At 38.7% G+C, this 19,713-nt stretch carries 19 protein-coding genes, 2 tRNA genes and 2 pseudogenes; 14 read left to right on the forward strand and 9 right to left on the reverse strand.

The window, feature by feature from the left end; all coding sequences use genetic code 11:
* Positions 1-432: 432 nt before the first annotated feature.
* Both V7K89_RS27610 and V7K89_RS27615 read right to left on the reverse strand, forming a co-directional pair.
* Entirely contained in the window at positions 433-654 is a 222-nt protein-coding gene (locus V7K89_RS27610; RefSeq protein ID WP_335192932.1) for a hypothetical protein, read from the reverse strand.
* A 186-nt stretch (positions 655-840) separates the two neighbouring features.
* Positions 841-1,455 (reverse strand): DnaJ domain-containing protein, encoded by a 615-nt coding sequence (locus V7K89_RS27615; RefSeq protein ID WP_335192934.1) that lies wholly within the window; start codon positions 1,453-1,455, stop codon positions 841-843.
* A gap of 29 nt (positions 1,456-1,484) precedes the next feature.
* Here V7K89_RS27615 and V7K89_RS27620 point away from each other — a divergent pair, with 29 nt between their 5' ends.
* The 3 genes from V7K89_RS27620 (at position 1,485) to V7K89_RS27630 (ending at position 3,629) form a co-directional block, all read left to right on the forward strand.
* Positions 1,485-2,573 (forward strand): tocopherol cyclase family protein, encoded by a 1,089-nt coding sequence (locus V7K89_RS27620; RefSeq protein WP_335192937.1) that lies wholly within the window; start codon positions 1,485-1,487, stop codon positions 2,571-2,573.
* Between the two features lie 32 nt (positions 2,574-2,605).
* A tRNA-Arg gene (locus tag V7K89_RS27625) sits at positions 2,606-2,679 on the forward strand.
* Positions 2,680-3,098: 419 nt separating this feature from the next.
* Positions 3,099-3,629, forward strand: a complete 531-nt coding sequence (locus tag V7K89_RS27630) for a YdcF family protein (RefSeq protein ID WP_335046823.1) — start codon at positions 3,099-3,101, stop codon at positions 3,627-3,629.
* Here V7K89_RS27630 and V7K89_RS27635 read toward each other — a convergent pair.
* Positions 3,593-4,513, reverse strand: a pseudogene (locus V7K89_RS27635) (IS5 family transposase). The gene V7K89_RS27630 and the pseudogene V7K89_RS27635 sit on opposite strands and share 37 nt — an antisense overlap.
* Positions 4,514-4,863: 350 nt before the next feature.
* On the opposite strand from V7K89_RS27635, the gene V7K89_RS27640 reads away from it, so the two are divergent.
* The 7 genes from V7K89_RS27640 to gntT all read left to right on the forward strand — a co-directional run bounded on the left by V7K89_RS27640 (position 4,864) and on the right by gntT (position 11,670).
* Positions 4,864-5,715: a DUF4231 domain-containing protein gene (locus tag V7K89_RS27640; protein ID WP_335192940.1), complete on the forward strand. Its 852-nt coding sequence runs from the start codon at positions 4,864-4,866 to the stop codon at positions 5,713-5,715.
* A 114-nt stretch (positions 5,716-5,829) separates the two neighbouring features.
* Positions 5,830-6,744 carry a hypothetical protein gene (locus V7K89_RS27645; protein ID WP_335192942.1) on the forward strand — a complete coding sequence of 305 codons (915 nt, stop codon included), beginning with the start codon at positions 5,830-5,832 and terminating at the stop codon, positions 6,742-6,744.
* A gap of 571 nt (positions 6,745-7,315) precedes the next feature.
* A complete protein-coding gene (locus V7K89_RS27650) occupies positions 7,316-8,230 on the forward strand; it encodes a hypothetical protein (RefSeq protein WP_335192944.1) in 915 nt (304 codons plus the stop codon).
* Positions 8,231-8,250: 20 nt separating this feature from the next.
* Complete coding sequence (locus tag V7K89_RS27655) at positions 8,251-9,471, forward strand: macrolide family glycosyltransferase (RefSeq protein ID WP_335192946.1); 1,221 nt, start codon at positions 8,251-8,253, stop codon at positions 9,469-9,471.
* A 64-nt stretch (positions 9,472-9,535) separates the two neighbouring features.
* Positions 9,536-9,697: a DUF5989 family protein gene (locus V7K89_RS36135; protein ID WP_442941775.1), complete on the forward strand. Its 162-nt coding sequence runs from the start codon at positions 9,536-9,538 to the stop codon at positions 9,695-9,697.
* Positions 9,698-9,743: 46 nt separating this feature from the next.
* Positions 9,744-10,253, forward strand: coding sequence for a class I SAM-dependent methyltransferase (locus V7K89_RS27660; RefSeq protein WP_335192948.1), 510 nt, complete (start codon positions 9,744-9,746; stop codon positions 10,251-10,253).
* Positions 10,254-10,317: 64 nt separating this feature from the next.
* Positions 10,318-11,670 (forward strand): guanitoxin biosynthesis MATE family efflux transporter GntT, encoded by a 1,353-nt coding sequence (gntT, locus tag V7K89_RS27665; RefSeq protein ID WP_335192950.1) that lies wholly within the window; start codon positions 10,318-10,320, stop codon positions 11,668-11,670.
* A gap of 108 nt (positions 11,671-11,778) precedes the next feature.
* On the opposite strand, the pseudogene V7K89_RS27670 reads toward gntT, so the two are convergent.
* Positions 11,779-12,175 (reverse strand): annotated as a pseudogene (locus V7K89_RS27670) (transposase); the annotation flags it as partial.
* 234 nt (positions 12,176-12,409) lie between these two features.
* On the opposite strand from V7K89_RS27670, the gene V7K89_RS27675 reads away from it, so the two are divergent.
* The gene (locus V7K89_RS27675) at positions 12,410-13,573 is read left to right on the forward strand and encodes a GuaB3 family IMP dehydrogenase-related protein (RefSeq protein ID WP_335192952.1); all 1,164 of its coding nucleotides are present in this window, start codon (positions 12,410-12,412) and stop codon (positions 13,571-13,573) included.
* Between the two features lie 315 nt (positions 13,574-13,888).
* Positions 13,889-14,212: a thioredoxin gene (gene trxA, locus V7K89_RS27680; RefSeq protein WP_335192954.1), complete on the forward strand. Its 324-nt coding sequence runs from the start codon at positions 13,889-13,891 to the stop codon at positions 14,210-14,212.
* Between the two features lie 154 nt (positions 14,213-14,366).
* Here trxA and V7K89_RS27685 read toward each other — a convergent pair whose 3' ends face one another.
* Positions 14,367-14,960 carry a MarC family protein gene (locus V7K89_RS27685; protein ID WP_335192956.1) on the reverse strand — a complete coding sequence of 198 codons (594 nt, stop codon included), beginning with the start codon at positions 14,958-14,960 and terminating at the stop codon, positions 14,367-14,369.
* A 209-nt stretch (positions 14,961-15,169) separates the two neighbouring features.
* Here V7K89_RS27685 and V7K89_RS27690 point away from each other — a divergent pair, with 209 nt between their 5' ends.
* Positions 15,170-15,982, forward strand: coding sequence for a carbon-nitrogen hydrolase family protein (locus V7K89_RS27690; RefSeq protein WP_335192958.1), 813 nt, complete (start codon positions 15,170-15,172; stop codon positions 15,980-15,982).
* Between the two features lie 260 nt (positions 15,983-16,242).
* Here the strand turns inward: V7K89_RS27690 and fba are convergent, their stop codons facing one another.
* Complete coding sequence (fba, locus tag V7K89_RS27695) at positions 16,243-17,322, reverse strand: class II fructose-bisphosphate aldolase (RefSeq protein WP_335192960.1); 1,080 nt, start codon at positions 17,320-17,322, stop codon at positions 16,243-16,245.
* A 204-nt stretch (positions 17,323-17,526) separates the two neighbouring features.
* Between fba and V7K89_RS27700 the strand changes: the two genes are divergently transcribed.
* Positions 17,527-17,673: a hypothetical protein gene (locus V7K89_RS27700; RefSeq protein ID WP_335192962.1), complete on the forward strand. Its 147-nt coding sequence runs from the start codon at positions 17,527-17,529 to the stop codon at positions 17,671-17,673.
* An 82-nt stretch (positions 17,674-17,755) separates the two neighbouring features.
* Here the strand turns inward: V7K89_RS27700 and V7K89_RS27705 are convergent, their stop codons facing one another.
* The 3 genes from V7K89_RS27705 to V7K89_RS27715 all read right to left on the reverse strand — a co-directional run bounded on the left by V7K89_RS27705 (position 17,756) and on the right by V7K89_RS27715 (position 19,705).
* Entirely contained in the window at positions 17,756-19,084 is a 1,329-nt protein-coding gene (locus V7K89_RS27705; protein WP_335192964.1) for a sensor histidine kinase, read from the reverse strand.
* 391 nt (positions 19,085-19,475) lie between these two features.
* Complete coding sequence (locus V7K89_RS27710; RefSeq protein ID WP_335192966.1) at positions 19,476-19,619, reverse strand: hypothetical protein; 144 nt, start codon at positions 19,617-19,619, stop codon at positions 19,476-19,478.
* 14 nt (positions 19,620-19,633) lie between these two features.
* A tRNA-Lys gene (locus tag V7K89_RS27715) sits at positions 19,634-19,705 on the reverse strand.
* Between the last annotated feature and the right edge of the window lie 8 nt (positions 19,706-19,713).

Genomic DNA, 19,713 nt, shown 5'->3' on the forward strand with positions numbered 1-19,713 from the left:
TAGTCATTTGCTCACAAGGTGCTGATATCTTCAATCTTTCAGCTTAAGCCTTGTGAGTTTTCTTACAATAGCCCCTCACTTTTAAAACATCCTCTGAGAAAGCCCCTTGGGATTACCTACAGCAGTTCCCGCTATTGTGAGGTACGTTCTCAGTCTTGAAAGGGTACAGGAGATAGCGGGGATACCAGTTCGCATGATTCATATTTTGATTCTGCAACACCAAAACTTTCCTATACTAAATGGTAGTTAAACATTATTAATGCCATAGATGTATTATTTTCGATATTTCGAGTTTTGACCTTCCACTTATTATCAAGCTTCTATCTAGCTAGCATTTATAAAACAGATTAGTTTTCGTAATAGCTTTTAATAACAGTGAGCAAACTCTACTAAACGTTTCAGAAATTGGGTACGCCGTGAACTATTGTGCTGTTAATGGAATAGTTTATTTTCTGCAAGTCCCTTAACAAGTCTCACAACTACTTCAAAAGCTTCGGCATCGCCGCAAAAAACCTCTGTCGTTCCATTGCTATCTAGAAAAGCAATAGCACAAATCAAAGCATGAAAAAGCGCATACAAGCCTTCTGTATTGCCTTTGATGACGATTTTTATATAACTCCTTAGCCATCTGGCGGTAAGCTTGCTTGACCTCATCAGCAAATGCACCTGGTTTTAACCCAAGCATATCGTAAATATGATTTATATTGAAGTGATCACTCATACGATGAATACTAAGAAATCAACAGCAAATCTTACTACACTTAGTATTCCCAAGTATAAGTATTATCTAACTCCATCTCTAGTATCGCCGTCTGAAGTGTCTTAAACTATATCCGCTCCTTATCTCCAATGCCGATTTAGCCGCAGTAAACTTTTTATCCTCTGACAAAATCTTTCTACCAGAGGTCTAGGTTTTGATACATATCTAGGTGAGCGCGATGCACGTGCAGCACCCGGATTTTTTAACTCTTCTTCTACTTGTTCAGCTTTATTTAAATCTGAAGCAGCTCTATATTCGTATCCCAGTTGAGAGCAAACTAGCCCACGATATTTATATGCATCAACATAGTGAGGATTGAGACGAATTGCATGGGTAAAATCTGCGATCGCATCCTCATATCTGCCTTGTGTAGCATTTTCTACTCCTAAATTATAGAAAGTTTCTGCATCCCAACGATTGACAGATATTTTTGGGGGATTTTTAGGCGAAGATGAAGATGGATTTTCAGGAATAGGAGGCTCAGATGGAATTTCGGATTTGAGCCTGTTGTAAGCTGCGTTGATTGATTTGATTTTTTCCTCAGCTTCCTGTTTTTGCCTTTGATCGATAAAGCGATCGGGATGCCAAATTTTCACCAGTTTACGGTAAGTTCGCTTCACCTCTACTTGAGACGCACCGGGTTCCAGCCCAAGAATTTCATAAGCATCATTAATATCGAAGCGATCGTCGCGCATACTGAAAAAATCGGCAATTAGATAAATCTATGTTAACTATTCTCTTAAATTCTCTCCAAACACCCCATTCTGGTTATCACTGGGATGGTAGTAGTCGTCGCTTTTTTGAAGGCTGGTATTATCGCGTCACACTACCGGAAATTGGGCAAACATTCGCCTTTATGTACTCTATTGAAGATCCCATCGGCAGTAAACCTTACAGTGGCGGTGCAGTTCAAATCCTCGGCCCGGATGATGAGTATTTATGCCGTACTTTTCCTGATGTTAACAAATTTTGGGGTAGTCGAGATGTTTTGGGTTTAGGTCATTGGGGTAAAAATAATTTGCAAATTTCTCCCCTATACCTCCTGCCAGCCGAGTTTGAGTATCATGTCCAAGAAGGCTATCAAGCTACAGCCACCTTGAATCAGGGAATAATTCGCGAACGCGCTACCAATAATTATTGCCGTTGGCAGTATGAAATTCAACCAGTATACGGTTGGGGCAATCAAAATGGCATTCAGCAATCAACAGCAGGCTGGCTGTCATTCTTGCAGATTTTTGAACCTGGATGGCAAATTTTAATGGCTCACGGTCTAGCCAGTGGGAAGATTGACTGGAATGGCAAAATCTACGAATTCACTAACGCCCCAGCCTACGGAGAGAAAAATTGGGGTGGTGCTTTTCCGCAAAAATGGTTTTGGATAAATTGTAATTGCTTCGAGGGCGAACCCGACTTAGCATTAACTGCTGGCGGTGGACGGCGGGGTGTGCTGTGGTGGATGGAATCTGTAGCGATGATTGGACTGCACTATCAAGGCAAGTTTTATGAATTTGTTCCCTGGAATTCACAAGTAGAGTGGGAAATTCAGCCTTGGGGAAGATGGCAAATGAAAGCTAGCAACTCCAATTACGAAATTGAGTTGACAGGAACCACTCATCTACCTGGTACACCTCTACGTGCGCCGACAGCAGAAGGTTTAAGATATTGTTGTCGAGACACTATGCAAGGAAAACTAAATTTAGAGTTACGAGAATTAAATGGGAAAAAATCTAAAATAATCCTAAAAGCAGAAAGTTTTCTTTGTGGTTTAGAAGTAGGCGGAGGCCCTTGGGATAATTGTTGGCAGTCTCGCTAAAACTACTGCTATAATTATATATGCTTCGAGTTGGGGTTGTAGCTCAGTTGGATAGAGCGGACGCCTCCTAAGCGTCAGGTCGTGCGTTCAAGTCGCACCAGTCCCGTTATATTCAGACAATTCATATATATAGCTATATAGCAATTCACGGGGTAATAGCATTGCTGTGCCTCTAACAGTGGTATGCCAGTTCGCCCAAGTCGGCATATCCGCTCACGCAACTGGCTCCTATATTCCGTGCAATTGAGAACTTACTAGATAAAGTGGTTAGAACCCTTTGATGAATCGTCCGATATCGGTTAGGATAATCCATCAATTAGAGGAAAAACTTCAGGCACGCTTAATCGCGCTGTTAGACGAAAACTAACCAAATTTATATTTGGGCAGAATTTGGGCAGATTTTTTAGAAGTTTGCTACTCTACTATCAATTGTTTTTTCTTATATCCAGAGAAAATTTTGGACTAAGTAAATTAAGTTATTAAGCCTTGAATAAGCTACTCTTTACAAATAAATCTTTTCGTTTTATGGCTTTTGTCCTACCAATAATTACATGGTGGGGATACAAAGAAGTACAAAACCAATTTGTGCAGCCGCAAGCAGTTGTAGTGTTAGGTGGTTCAACGAGACATTTAGAGCGAGAAAAATTTACAGCAAAATTTGTTCGAGAGCATCCAAATATACCAATTTGGATTACAGGCGGCAGTCCACGTACATTCACCCAAAGAGTGTTTACCAAAGCTGGTGTTGATCCTCAACGTTTACACTTGGATTATGAAGCAGTAGATACAGTTACTAATTTTACTACGTTAGTAGATGATTTGCAAGCTCGTGGGATCAAGAGCGTTTATTTGATTACTTCAGATTTCCACATGCGCCGGGCTTGTGTCATTGGCGAAATTATTTTGGGTAGTCGGGGTATTTATTTAAAACCAGTACCAGTCCCGTCAGAAAAACCCCCTGAATCTATCGAAAAATCTATTCGTGATGGAGCTAGAGCGATAATTTGGTTAGCAACTGGTTACACTGGTGTGGATGCCGTTAAAAATAGACGGTAAATAAAACTAATTTTGGATTTTGAATCGGTTAAAAGACAAATGACTAATGACAGATGTTCATAATCCTTACTAAGACGACGGTACTGGTTCAACCAGCCAAATGTTCTTTCTACTACCCAACGCTTAGGCAAAACCTGAAATTCTTGATCGGTACACCGTATGACTTCAACATGAGCTTGGATCGTTAACCAAACACAAAGCGCTTTCTTTATCACCGTCATAACCAGAATCAACCCACATGATTTTGACTTTTTCCAGTAATTCTGGACGCTCTTCTAAAAGTTCTATCAAAGCATAGGCAGCAAGTACTCGTTCTGAACCATTTACTTCACTGACAACCACTTTCAACAACAATCTCAGACTATCAACCAAAGTCTGCCGCTTTCTACCTTTTTACCGCCATCGAAGCCGTACACATCCAGGCCAGTTGCTACCCTTCTCCTGACAGAGACGTTGCGCTAAGGGAACGCCAAGGGCGAACAAGTCGCGCATTGCCCGCCCAACGCACTGGCTTCCCTTTTTTCTAGTCGTTCTTATCGATTGATTGTCTGCGGTGATGCCTACGGCGAGCTTTGCTAACGCGCTCTTTTGTGTTGATTTACCCAATTTCAAGCGAACTTTACCACGCAGTGTATGGTTTAATTTTTCCCAAACCCCCTTGCACTGCCATTTACGGTAGTAGTTGTATACCGTTGAGAAGAGCGGGAAGTCTCCCGGAAGCATATTCCATTGACATCCAGTTTTCAAATGATAATAGATGGCATTGCATATTTGACGCATATCTGTTGTGCATGGATGCCTCCTTCTTTGGCTGGTGGAATCAAGGGAGCCAGGATTTCCCACTCCGTGTCAGTTAAGTCTGTAGGGTAAGACTTTCGCACTATGAGCAACTATGTAAATACACTGTACATGAGATATCTTATCCTTGCCATAACTCTCTTCTCCTCGCTTTTAGATTTACTTTATAAATAACCTCTAAAAGGCTTTCAGCGATTGGGTTCTCCCAATCTGACATAAGAGGATTAATCTTTTGCCAATTATAATTTATCCGTAATTATACTAGTTGACATATAAAGGTTTTCTAAATTAGTTTGTAAACACGTTTTCTAAGTTATCTAATAAGCTTTTAGGTACTTTTGTAAACAAGAGAGCATACTGCGATCAAACTTAATTTTCCTCAAGGAAGTTTTATGTTCATAGATCGTTATCAATGTAAGAAGTTGAGTAAAATAAAATGACTATTTCCGAATCAACTGATTTTAAACAGCAAAACCAAAATAAAATTTTCAATACTGATGAAAATCCATTATTTATATCAAGCCAGAAAAAACTGTTTACTTTGAAAGTAGTGAAGTATTTATTACTTGCAGCTTTTTTCTCTGCTGGCATTTTTATTTTTTATTCAGAAGATAAAACAGTTATTACTGCTGGAGTAATATCTTTAACTATTTTTTTCTTTTTGTTGCTAATCAATAGAGAGTTAGTTCAAGACATTAAGAAGTCTATCAATCAGTCTGAGATTACTAGAAAAGCGCAACTTTATACTTATCCATTGACTAATAATTCTGGGAATAAAGATACAGGAACTTTAACCAGAGGGAAAGCTTTAGAGTATTGTCAAGATTTAATTGAGGATTATAAAAAAGTTCGGAGTTCAGCGAGAAACCTTTATTATGGGCTACAAATTGCGACAGTTATTTTATCAGGAGTCACACCAATATTAGTTTTAGTGGATAAATTAGAAGCAGGACAAGCTTGGCTAAAATGGCTACCTGTTATTTGCCCAGCACTTGCTTCTATAGTTGCTAGTATAGTCACCTCTTTTCCTTTTCAGAAGAATTCAATTGCTGCTAATACAGCTGTAGAAATGTTGGAGGCTGAACAAGAAAAGTTTATATTGGGGGTGACTCCTTCTTACCGTTGCTATGATGTCTCCGACGAAACTCAACAGCAGCAAAAGGCAAGCCAAGCATTAGAATATTTTATTGTGCAAGTGAATAATATTCATCTCAACCAATTACAGCAACAAGCTCCTGAACAACAGTCCGAGAAAACAGAATCGTCTCCACCTAATGAGTTAAAGTAAGAGCAAAATTAGTAACAATTCATTCTCAATCCATTGTGACAGTTCTGGGTGCGGAAAGAAGTACCCCAAGTCAAATAAGAGCTTCCCAACAATTTATATGTCTTATCAGAAAAAATGAAAATAATAGATTTTTATCATTCTTTACTTAATCATAAAATTCCTATTATTATAGACAACATTCAGCTTGAATCATATTTTAAAAAACAGGGCTATCAAACTATTATTTTTGATAAATATGATTACTCTTGTAAAAAAATAGCGTTTGCCGTGATTTCAGATTATAGTTATCACGATCGGCTCATACAGCAATCATATACATCAGAAAGTAGTCTGATCCATCTACTAGCGGTCAGATATGATGCAAGCCCTCAAGTAATTGCTTATTCATTTGAGAAATTGCTTTCTTGCGATCTCGTGCAAGCATTAGAGCTGAGAAATAAAATTTATGAGCAAATAGCTGAGGTTGAAGATGAATTGTATTTATATGACGACAGAGGAAGTAAATTAAAGTGCTTGTTATCAGAAAGCTTGGAAGTTCTAAATACTGAAGATGAACTAGAGCCAGGATGGTTTTATTCAATTTCGGAAATGCTAGTATCCGGAATACTAAATATCCAAAACGATAAATCAAGTTTTTCAATAGATGGAACTTTCTTTTTTGATGGAATAATCTACGCTTGTGGAAATGCACAAGTTAAAAAGCGTAACCAAGATGCTTTGACATATCTACTTGAGAAGGTAGCTTCAAGTAAAGAAAAATATATTGATATCAATGAAAATACTATCACTCGTCTAGTTTTGGATGGTAGCGATGAGACTGATATCTTACTAGAGATAGATTATGTTTTAGAACGAAGCTTAAGTTTTACTGAGATAGGCTTTGGTTGTAACAAAAATATTGAAAAAAATGTGAATTGGCAGATAAATTCTATTATGAATCAAGGAGTATATGGAACGCATATAGGAATAGGTATGGCACAGAGTTCTCCCTATATTGATTTTATATCTCAAAGTATGAAAATTATTTAAAGTGTCAAAATTAGAATGATATATATCCTTCAAATATTTATTTAAAGAATTATTTTAATAATCTAATGAATATTTAATAAAATTATATTTTTTAAGTCAAGTAGATAATTATGATTTAATTAATACTATAAGATTTTATATTTAAATACAGGTTTTTAATTTAAATATAAAAACTTATGATTTGGATATTTTATTTTTGTAATACTATTATTTTGAATCTATAAATTGGTAACTAATTTTTAATTTTGTCTTGCCAAATTAATTTAATTAGAATATCCTAAAAAAAGGAATTAAGCTATAAATCAAAAAATAATGAGTTAGCTAAAATTCCAACTTTAAACTATTAAGGAACAACTACAATGGACAGCAAAAAAACACCAAAACGGAAACTAGAGCAAGTTAATAAAGAAACCCATAGCAAATTAGGCAATGCTTACTGGTAATAATTGTTTAATTGTTAGAGCAACAAATAATACCATACTGGTTTATAAGTTGTTAGATTAATCTGAGAATATGGACAACAATTTTTAAAATTGTTGTCCAAAAATTTGTTATCATACATTAAATTAATATGCAGATAATTGATTTTTATCAAGCTTTGATTGAACGACAACTTCCCATTATTGTCGATAGTCATAAAATTGACACATACTCAAAAGAGCAAGGATACAAAACTATTTTTTTTGATGATTATGACTTTAAGAGTGAACAAGCTGCTTTTTTAATTTTTTCAGATTACAACTATTATTATAAACTTAAACAGTTGTGGCATGATTCCCGAAGTATTATAGTACATTTGCCAGCAGTTAAATTTGATGGAAGTTTAGCTGTCATCCAATATTCATTTAACCAGTTGATATCAAGTGATATTGAACAAGCATTAGCAATTAGAGACATTTTATACGATAAAATAGCTGACACAGAAACTGAATTAAGCTTATCAGACCTCAGAGGAAGTAAATTAAACTGCCAACTGACTGAGAATATAGAAATAGCTAATGCTGATCTAGAACTTGAGCCAGGATGGTTTTACTCCGTGGCAGAATTTTGGGAAAGTTCTGTTGTCAATACAAAAGCAAATAAATCAAGTTTCTCGGTAGATGGAATTTTTTATTTCGATGGCATCTTATCACAGACTACAACTCAAGAAACAAAAGAAAACAATTGGAAACCTTTAAAATATTTGACAGATCAGGTCGTAAATAGTCAAGAGAAATATCTGCGAATAGAAAATAATGCCATAACTCAGCTAATAATAGATGGTCAAAATGAAACTTCAGTGTTATTAGATATGAGTTACAACTTAGAGAGAGGACTGAGTTTAACAGAAATAGCTTTTGGTGTTAATAAAAAGATTAGAGAAACAGTTGATTGGTCAATCAATTCAGTTGTTAACGAAGGTATATATGGAACACACGTAGGGATAGGTATGGCACAAAAAGCTCCCCACATTGACTTCATTTCCCAAGTTTTAGAACTAGCTTAATTCTGGCAAGACTTACTATTATGGTCGATGTTGCTTTTTTTGATTTACCTAGTTATACCCGCATTGATACTACTCTAGGGTTAATTCAGGAATTAGCTCGGCGAGGAGAAGAGGTAAACTATTATTATTTTGCAGAATTTAAAGAAAAAATTGAGTTAGCTGGTGCTAAATTTCAAGAACTTCCAAGTATGAAACCAGCATCTGGAGATGTAACCTTACAATCACGCTTGATAGAATACTGCTTGGATGCTGTACCAATTTTATTAGCAAAACTGGAACGCGATCGCCCAAAATTAATAGTTTTTCATGCTAAATGTTTGTGGGCTGCTATCCCAGCCGATTTACTGAACATTCCTACTGTTTGCTTCCATACGAATTTTCTATTACCGCCTCACTTTTTGCCACCATTGTCACTACTATTAGCAGCCTATCCTCTGAACGAGATTACTAAACATCTGCAAAGATTCTACAGACATAACCAACTTTGGCAGCAATTAACCCAAAAATATATAATGAAGCGCATCAACAAAGCAGATGTGTTTCAGCTGCAACCGAATTCCATGAATCTGCGAGGAGATTTAAATATCGTCTATACTTCTGAAGTTTTTCAGATGCAACGTTCCAAGTTTGATGATAATTATATTTTTACAGGCCCTTGTTACAGTGAGAGAGCAATCAAACCTAGTTTTAACTTACAAGAAATTGAGAAAAAATCAGTCATTTATATTTCACTAGGTTCAGTAACAATTTATAATTTTAAAACTTCTTTTTACCAGCGATGTTTACAAGCTTTTGAGAATAGGGAGTATAGTGTAGTGATGTCTGTAGGCAAATCTGTAGATATCACTACATTAGGAAAAATTCCATCTAACTTTATTATCAGTAATTATGTACCTCAAATAAAAATACTTCAGTACGCTAAGGTATTTATCACTCATGGAGGCACAAATAGTGTTTGGGAGGGACTAACTAACAAAGTTCCAATGGTTGTATTTCCCCAAGGAGGAGATCAATATTTAGTTGCTCATCGTCTAGAACAATTAGGCGCAGGAGTATGGGTAAAACAAAAAAATATTGAGCCGAAGAAATTGCGCTTGCTTGCGGAACAGGTAATGCAAAATGCACAAATTCGCAATAACATCGAGCTGTTAGGTAATTCTTTGATCGCAGCAGGCGGTACTAAGAAAGCAGTAGATAAAATTTTAGAATTTAAATATAGGAATAGCGGTTTCCATGTTTAAAACTACTAAAGATTTTTTAAAAAGTTTGTAGCGATTTGTTAAGCAGTGTTAAATCTATCTGCTAATTTCTTTAATTGTCACTCTTTTATTAGTAAGTGCTTTAATTGCCCTTGCACAATCATCAGTGAGCGCACCGTTTATTTACACTACGAGGCAAGCTATGCAGCATATTTGTAGGCAATTTACCAGATTTTGGGCAAGGTTTGTCCGACCGTTTATATCTTGAAAAAGTGAAGGTATTTAATCCGATGTTGACTTGGAGTCGAGTTATAATGAATCGTGATACGGCAAAGCTATTAGAGAATTTGCCGTACCAAAAATGGCGAGTATTGGAAATTTCGGGAAGTACTTGGCAAACGTTTGGCTTCCAAAACTACAAAAATATTAACTATCCAGAATATGATATTTGCTCTGCACCCTTACCTGAAAATTTTGATTTGATTATTGCCGAACAAGTTTTTGAGCATCTGTTATACCCTTATAAAGCAGGTAAAAACGTTATTTCTATGCTTTCACCTGGAGGATATTTTCTGATTTCTGTCCCTTTTTTAGTGAAAGTTCATAACTACCCCATAGACTGTACTCGCTGGACAGAAACCGGACTCAAATACTTTCTCCATGAATGTGGTTTTCCTCTAGAAAATATTCAAACTGGCTCTTGGGGAAATCGCGAATGCATTATTGCTAACTTCTCTCAATGGATAGTATACGATCCTGTTTCACACTCTCTTGATAACGAACCAGAATTTCCTTATCACGTCTGGGCATTAGCTCATCTTTAACATGATGCCTCCTAGACTGGTCTAAAAGTAAGAGTTTGAATACATTAGACATGGTGCAGTTAGCATGAATTTTAGCTTTTCTAATGAGTATAACTTCTTGCCTCGCTTTTACAAACTGGCATTGACGAACATTGTTTCTAGTATTGTTGTGCCATTGTCGGGTTTAATAGACTTAGCTTTTCTAGGGCATTTACCTGATATTCGTTACTTAGCAGGAGTTTCCTTAGCCACAATTCTCTTTAGCTATTTATATAAAGTTTTGAATTTCTTACGCTCCTCTAGCAATGGTATGACAGCACAAGCTGTGGGAGCAGACAATCAAGAAAGTATACTATTAGTTTTACTGCGAAATGGTCTAATAGCTTTAGGTATCGGTACACTCATCCTGATTCTTCAATACCCTTTACAACAACTGGGGTTTACCTTTTTAGTAGGTGCAACAGAGGTAAAAAATGCAGGTCTTGACTATTTCCAGGCTCGAATTTGGGGAGCACCTGCGGTTTTACTCAACTTTGTTCTAGTTGGTTGGTTTTTTGGGCGAGAAATGAACGGCTTTGTAGTACTATTGTCTGTGATAGAAAGCCTAACTAATGTAGTGTTGGACTACTTCTTTATTATTCGCTGGGGTTGGGGAAGTACTGGTGCTGGCTTAACTACAGCAATGAGTCAATATTTAGCATTATTTGTAGGTTTGATAATAGCGTGTTTTCATATCGACTGGGCATTGATATCAAAAGTCAACCAAAAAATTTTAGATTGGGCAGCCATCAAAGCTATTTTTAAACTAAATGGAAATATGTTAGTTAGAAGTTTGGCTGTAATTTCTACTTTCTCTATTTTTACAGAATTAAGTTCTGCGTTAGGAACAAATACGCTAGCTGAAAATAGTGTACTAATTTATGCAGCGTTTTTCAATATGTTTATTGTTCAAGGCGTGGGATATGCCACTCAAAGTTTAACTGGAAACTTTCAAGGTCAAGGAGCTTCGGCTCAGTTAAAACCTCTAATTACAATTGGTGTAATAACTAGTATATTTCTTTCAGTTCCTGTTGCTATTTTATATATTTTCTTTCCCAAAAATATATTTGGGTTGTTAACTAATCACACTGAGATTACTGAAAATATCGTTAGTTATTTATTTTGGTTATTACCTTGTCAGGGATTTTGTGCGATTGGTATTATACTAGAAGCTTACTTTATCGGGTTAACTGAAGGGGAAATTTTACGGAACTCTGCCTTAGTCTCTTTTGGACTAGGTTTTGTACCCATAGCGATCGCTGCTTGGTATTTTCACAATAACCATCTGTTGTGGCTGTCTTTCGCTTTATCTCAAATAGTAAGTGTCATAGTATTTGGAATAAGACTGATAGAAGATTTAGGAAATAATTATACCTCTCCTAAGAGCGTTGAAAATTGAAGAAGAACAAGGTAATGACTGATATTTATTCCAACCAGATATTTCATAATAATCTTTCATCGTTGAGAGACTATTTATAAAGTAAATCTTTAGACAGCTAGACGACGTAATCATAATACAAGTCATAACGGCATATATGGCAGCTTCGCTCATTTGGTGTCAGACGTTCGTAATCCTTACTCAAACGATGGTACTGGTTAAACCAGCCGAATGTTCTTTCTACTACCTAACGCTTGGGTAAAACTTCAAACTGTTTATCAGTACGGCGCATGACCTCAACATGAGCTTGAATCATCAACCAAACAGCCAGGGCAAACTTATCACCGTCATTCCCAAAGTCAACCCAGATGACTTCAACTTTTTCCAATAATTTTGGGCGTTCCTCCACCAGTTTCATCAAAGCATACGCTGCAAGCACTCTCTCACCAGCATTGCCTTCACTCACAACCACTTTGAGCAATAGCCCAAGGCTATCAACGATTGTCTGGCGTTTCCTTCCCAAGACTGTGGAATTAGTTCAGCCAGAATTTTCCACTTCATATCATTTAAGTCTGTGGGATAGGACTTTCGTGCCATGAGTAGCTATGTAAATACACTATATATGAAGTATCCTATCCCCTTGAAAATCTTTTTCTACTTGGCTTAGATTTACTTTATAAATACCCTCTTAGGGAAAAACACCCCAAATTTTCCCACAATTTGATACCCTAGCTTAAACAGATTTGAGTAAAGTTAAAGCGTGGAAATTCAACTTGGGCGGGGAAAAACAGCTCGCAGAGCTTACGGAATAGATGAAATTGCTCTGGCCCCTGGTAACAGAACACTAGACCCTAGTTTGGCAGATACTAAGTGGCGTATTGGCAATATTGAGCGAGAAATCCCAATAATTGCTAGTGCTATGGATAGTGTAGTAGATGTTCGTATGGCTGTACGTTTGTCACAGTTAGGAGCATTAGGTGTCCTCAATTTAGAGGGTATTCAAACTCGCTATGCCGATCCAGAGCCAATATTAGATCGGATTGCCTCTGTAGGGAAAGATGAATTTGTTGCCTTAATGCAAGAACTCTATGCCGAACCAATAAAACCAGAATTAATTGAACAACGTATTCAGGAAATTAAACAACAAGGTGGCATTGCCGCAGTGAGTGCGACTCCAGCCGGTGCAAGTAAATATGGTGAGGTAGTGGCAAAAGCGGGAGCAGATTTATTTTTTGTCCAGGCTACGGTAGTTTCTACTGCACATCTGTCACCAGAGTCTTTAGTACCACTTGATTTAGCAGAATTTTGCCGTTCCATGCCCATCCCTGTGGTGTTGGGTAATTGCGTGACTTACGAAGTCACGTTGAATTTGTTGAAAGCTGGGGCGGCTGGGGTACTGGTGGGAATTGGGCCTGGTGCGGCTTGTACTTCTCGTGGGGTGTTGGGTGTGGGTGTGCCACAGGCGACTGCGATCGCAGATTGTGCCGCAGCACGAGATGATTACTACAACGAAACTGGCAACTATATTCCCATTATTGCTGATGGCGGTCTAATCACCGGTGGCGATATTTGCAAATGCATCGCCTGTGGTGCTGATGGTGTGATGATTGGCTCCCCTTTTGCCAGAGCCGCAGAAGGCCCAGGACGAGGTTATCATTGGGGTATGGCGACTCCTAGCCCAGTCTTGCCCCGTGGTACTCGCATTCGCGTAGCCACCACTGGTAGCCTAGAGCAAATACTCATTGGTCCAGCAGGGCTAGATGATGGCACTCACAATCTTTTAGGAGCCTTAAAGACTAGTATGGGCACTTTGGGAGTGAAAAATATTAAAGAAATGCAGCAGGTGGAAGTTGTGATTGCACCTTCTTTATTAACCGAGGGCAAAGTTTACCAAAAAGCTCAACAATTAGGTATGGGGAAATAAAATTGCAGACTGGAGACTGGGGACTGGGAAAGATTTATTTTAATCCTAATCCTTAATCCTTCAATAAATTTTTCTAGCCCCTAAACAATTGCTGGAAAAATCCGATATGTCGCTTACAATAGAGATAGCGGAGACGCATGTTTCCGTTCACTCCTCACACCACACTCCGCCCGGACTACTGTTCGGGCGGTTCCTTATGTTTGTAAATAAATTTTAGAGCTTCTTAGCAAATGTACATGCTCTACTCCCAAGCTGAGGTTTTTGCTATGGTAGAATTTTCACCAAGCTCAGATATTATTGGCGAAGGTTTTAGGCATGTCAGCAGCCGCACAAGTTACCGATTCTAGTTTCAAGCAAGAAGTACTCGACAGCGAAGTACCCGTTTTAGTTGACTTTTGGGCACCCTGGTGCGGACCATGCCGTATGGTAGCTCCTGTTGTCGATGAAATCTCCCAACAGTACGAAGGTCAAATAAAGGTCGTAAAAGTCAATACAGATGAAAATCCGAATGTTGCTAGCCAGTACGGCATTCGCAGCATTCCCACATTAATGATTTTTAAGGGTGGACAAAAAGTGGATATGGTGGTCGGCGCTGTGCCTAAAACTACATTAGCTTCCACTCTCGAAAAGCATCTTTGAAACTCAATCGGCAATAAAATCCTCTTGAGTTATCCATGTTGTTCTAACTTTAGGTTAATTTTTATCAACAAGTTTGAGAGGCGTGAATTTATAGTCTCTCAAACTTGTTTACATTTGTATACAGTTTCCAATTTTGAATATTTTTAGGAGTTTTCTATCTCAAAAACAATTCCCTAATTCCCGTACTACCAATTTCCACCGCTAGCGCCGCCAATAGAAAACCCAAAAGCTGAGTCACAATTATTCCACCTTCAGCACCAATCCACTGGTCAATCAGATTTGCTAAACGCAAAATCAACCAAGTGATAAACATCGCCCCTAAGATACCCACTGCCACAGCAATATGCGGACTCTGTGATTTCGACATCAGCAACATTACCGTTGTCAAAGTTCCCGGCCCCGCTAGCAGCGGTAAAGCTAGTGGAGTAATTGCGACATCGCGTCCTTCTTCAATAATCGGCTGATCTAATTCTCCCCGCAGCATTTGTAAAGCAATTAACAGCAATAATAGTCCTCCTGCTACTCGCAAAGAGCCGATACTGATTTCCAAATAATTTAAAATTATTTGCCCTGCAAAGGCAAATAGCAAAAGAACTGCGATCGCAATGATAATTGCTTTATCTACAACTTTGTTTCTTTGGTCTGGCATCATGCCTTTAGTCAAAACTAAAACAATCGGTATATTGCCCACAGCATCCGCCAAGACAAACACAGCAATAAATGTTTGAATGAAAATAGAAATATCCATAACAGGTAAATTTGATCGCGGTTTGATCACAACCTAATCCTTATCTCGATCAGTTTGCTAGAACCCAGAGGAAGATTAAGATCAGCAATAAAACAAGTCTGTTAAAGAAAAGCAACGCTGACGCATTTCCAATTAAGTTCCACAGATTTTGAAGTAGCGATATATTTTGATAATCTATCTTGATAAATCAACTGTTCATTGTTGAATCTATGAAGTCTTATTTAGCCGCCGCTATTCAATTAACCAGTGTGTCCGATCTACACAGAAATTTGGCACAGGCAGAAGAATTAATAGAGCTTGCTGTGCGTCAAGGTGCTGAATTGGTAGGTTTGCCAGAAAACTTTTCCTATATGGGAGAAGAAAAAGATAAACTCGCACAAGGGGATGCGATCGCTCGTGAAAGTGAAAAATTTCTCAAAAAAATGGCTCAACGCTTTCAAATTACCATCTTGGGCGGCAGCTTTCCACTTCCTGTAGATAATACAGGCAAAGTTTATAACACCACTTTACTCATCGACCCAAACGGTCAAGAACTTGCCCGCTACTACAAAGTACACCTATTTGATGTTAACGTCCCTGACGGCAACACCTATCGTGAATCCAGCACTGTTGTGGCTGGTACGCAACTACCCCCCGTCTATTTCTCAGAAAAACTTGGTAATTTAGGACTTTCTATTTGTTATGATGTCCGTTTCCCGGAACTGTACCGTCATCTGGCAGATAAGGGAGCCGACGTTATCTTTGTTCCCGCGGCCTTTACCGCCTTAACTGGCAAAGACCACTGGCAAGTACTACTACAAGCAAGAGCCATCGAAAATACCTCTTACGTCATTGCACCTGCCCAAACAGGTAATAACTACAGTCGTCGTCTAACCTACGGACACGCGCTCATTATCGACCCTTGGGGCGTAATTTTAGCCGATGCTGGAGAAAAACCAGGAATTGTGATCGCAGAAATCAAGCCTACTAGGCTCGAACAAGTCCGCCGTCAAATGCCCTCTTTACAACATCGGGTGTTCTAGGGACTGGAGAAGAAGCAAGGGAGTAGGGGGCAGAGGAGGTAAGGGGAGACAAGGGGACAAGGGAGACAAGGGGGATAAAAGGGAATTATTGAACAAGTCTCTCCCTTGGCTCTTCTCCATGCCCAATGCCCTATTCCCAATTCTCACACCTGAATGAATAAAATAAAAAACCGGGCAAACACCCGGTTTCTGACAACATTAAAACCCTCAGTTTTTTAGGAGCATAGTAGTACTATGCCCCTATTTATTTGTTGTCAAAATTAAACTTTAGCAGTTGCCTTGGTAACAGCGTTGAGTTCACCTTTAGCATACTTAGCAGCAAAATCTTCCAAAGAAATTTGCTTAATTTTACTGGCGTTGCCAGCTGTACCAAATTGCTGGTAGCGTTCAGCACAAACCTTCTGCATATATATAATGGAAGGCTTGAGGAAGTGACGGGGGTCAAACTCCTCTGGTTTTTTAGCCAAAGCTTCACGCACAGCAGCAGTAATTGCTAAACGGTTGTCGGTGTCAATATTTACTTTACGTACACCACTCTTAATACCTTTTTGGATTTCTTCTACAGGTACACCGTAGGTTTCAGGAATTGCACCACCATACTGGTTAATCAGTGCAAGTAAATCTTCAGGTACAGAAGAAGAACCGTGCATTACCAAGTGAGTGTTAGGCAGACGGCGGTGAATTTCTTCAATGCGGCTGATGGCCAAAATTTCGCCAGTTGGCTTGCGAGTAAACTTATAAGCACCGTGGCTTGTGCCAATGGCAACAGCCAAAGCGTCTACTTGGGTTGCTTCTACAAAGTCAACAGCTTCATCGGGGTCGGTTAGCAACTGTGAGTGGTCGAGTGTACCTTCAAACCCGTGACCATCTTCTGCTTCGCCAGCACCAGTTTCTAGAGAACCCAAACAACCGAGTTCACCTTCAACGCTGACACCCAAAGCATGAGCTACATTTACAACTTCGCGGGTAACACTAACGTTGTACTCGAAGCTAGCGGGAGTTTTCGCATCAGCTTCTAAAGAACCATCCATCATCACGCTGGTGAAGTTGTTCTTAATCGCTGAGTAGCAGGTAGCAGGTGCATTACCATGATCTTGGTGCATGACAATGGGAATATGAGGATAGGTTTCTACCGCAGCCAAAATCAGGTGGCGGAGGAAGTTTTCTCCTGCATAATTACGAGCGCCACGTGAAGCTTGTAAAATTACGGGGCTATCTGTCTCGACAGCAGCCTTCAGGATCGCCTGAATCTGCTCCAAATTGTTAACGTTGAAAGCTGGGATGCCGTAACCGTTTTCAGCTGCGTGATCCAACAGTAGCCGCAGTGGTACAAGCGCCATAGATAGTCCTCCTAATGTGGTTGTCAGCTAGTCGGTCTGAAAGAAGCGTAATGATTACGCTAAATCTTAAGAGTTTTTTCAACTTATAGGAAATTATAACTAGTGTCGTGTGTCTATGTTGAAAAAGTTTACGCCATCGCTCATAAACATGCCCTATACTTCACCTATTCTACTGTATGGTAAGCTACCCTACGTTTAAAGGCTTTGGTAGCTCTATATCCTAGATTGCTGACTGAAAGTGAGCGCCTACGACGGTTGAGAACGCTTTTCTACCAGACGCTACACGATCGCGATCGCACTCAAACCATCTGTAAAATCTCAATTCAAATTAAAAGCGATCACATTTCCTAAATGAACGATTGGAGATCGCTCTTTCTAAGTCTTCAAATTCAATAGACCGAAAAGTTCTGCACTAAAGTTTAAATACCTACATTTATGAAACATTGTTTAGACAGTCCTGTCGAATCGGGATCTGAATCACAAACTCGGTTTCCCGATCGGGTATGGAATGGCACCGCAATGAGCCATTATGCTTCTCGGTAACAATCTGATAGCTAATCGACAACCCCAATCCAGTCCCCTTGCCAACTGACTTAGTGGTAAAGAATGGGTCAAACAATCGTTCTTGAGCGAATTTTGGGATACCAAGACCGTTATCTATAATCCGAATCTGTACATGATGTGAATCAAGCATGTTAGTACAAATCAGAATTTGACTGGGTTGTTGCTCAATCTCGCTAAACGTACGCTGTAGGTCTCGTTCTTCAAGGGCATCGATTGCATTACAAATGATATTCATAAACACCTGGTTCAGTTGAGAAGCTTTGCACTCAACCAACGGTAGGTTGCCATAATTCTTAACCACTTTAATTTCCCGGTCAAACTTGCCTTTCAGGCGATGCTGCAAAATCATCAGCGTACTATCAATGCCCTCATGGATATTAACTTGTTTGATTTCAGCTTCGTCCATACGGGAGAAGTTCCGTAAAGAGCGCACAATCGTTTGAATCCGGACTGCTCCAACTTCCATTGAGGAAAGTAACTTGGGCAAATCTTCTACCAGGAAATCTAGGTCGATCTCCTCGCTTCCGTACTGAATTTCCGCCACTGGACTGGGATAATACTTTTGATACAACCGCAGCAATCTTAATAGGTCTTGAATATACTCATTAGCAGGCTTGAGGTTGGCATAGATGAAGTTCACTGGGTTATTAATTTCATGTGCTATCCCAGCGACTAACTGCCCTAAACTAGACATTTTCTCATTTTGCACTAGCTGAGTTTGGGTTCGCTTCAGTTTAAGTAAGGTAGTTTCCAACTTAATTGCTTTCTGACGCAGCTGAGCTTCTGACTCTTGCAAAGCTTTTTCGATTTGTTTACGAGTACTGATATCACGAGCAATTTTAGATGCACCAATGATTGTACCTGCAGAATTTTTAATCGGAGAAATTGTCAGCGAGATATCAATCAGTGTCCCATCTTTGTGTTGACGCACAGTTTCAAAATGTTCAATTCGTTCTCCTTGCCTCAATTTCTGAATAATTTGGGTTTCCTCGTTGATGCGATCGGGAGGAATAAGTATTGTCACATGTTGACCAAGTACTTCTTTTACCTTATAGCCAAATATTCTTTCTGCACCAAGATTCCAGCTAACAATTACTCCATCTAAGGTTTTGCTGATAATAGCATCCTCAGAGGACTCTACAATTGCCGCTAGGCGAAACAAAGCTTCTTCAGCTTGCTCGCTTGTCAAATTTTCCATATTAATTTACTTCCTAAATTAATAGATAAAGGGCATACCCAAATTCTTGACAATTGTCTGTTCCAAACACTCTTTTTTTGTTCCTATAAAAGAAAAAGAGTCAGCTTGACACAACTTTAATTAGTATTCCCTTAAGTATTAAATAATTAACATTTAAGTTTTTATAACTTACATCTTATACGTATGTATTATAGGACTCCGATTTGAGTCTTGAAAAAATACTGAGACTAAAAAGCCCGTTTTATAAGGGTTTCATCTGAAAAAAACTACGAGATAATATTGAGGAGTGTATTTGTATAATAACGAATAGTAATAAAGCAGTATCTACAAGCCGCGATCACAGAAGTAGCCGTAAAATCACTGAAATAGGTAGACAACTGAGTTAATTCGATTAATCTGTAATCTTTCTTTTATTTTCAGGAAAAAGCGATCGCTCATCCGAAAAATTTTTATTACCCAGAGCGATCGCATTCACAATTTTTTTGATAGTGATAGAGCTAGCCTCGACTTTTATCCTCAAAGACTTAGTAAGCATTTTTTCCTTGAATATGGGTCGCCCGGGATTCGAACCCGGAACTAATCGGTTAAAAGCCGAGTACTCTACCGTTGAGTTAGCGACCCTTTCGTTG

Origin of the sequence: Nostoc sp. (assembly GCF_036917515.1) — a bacterium.
Taxonomy (GTDB): domain Bacteria; phylum Cyanobacteriota; class Cyanobacteriia; order Cyanobacteriales; family Nostocaceae; genus Nostoc.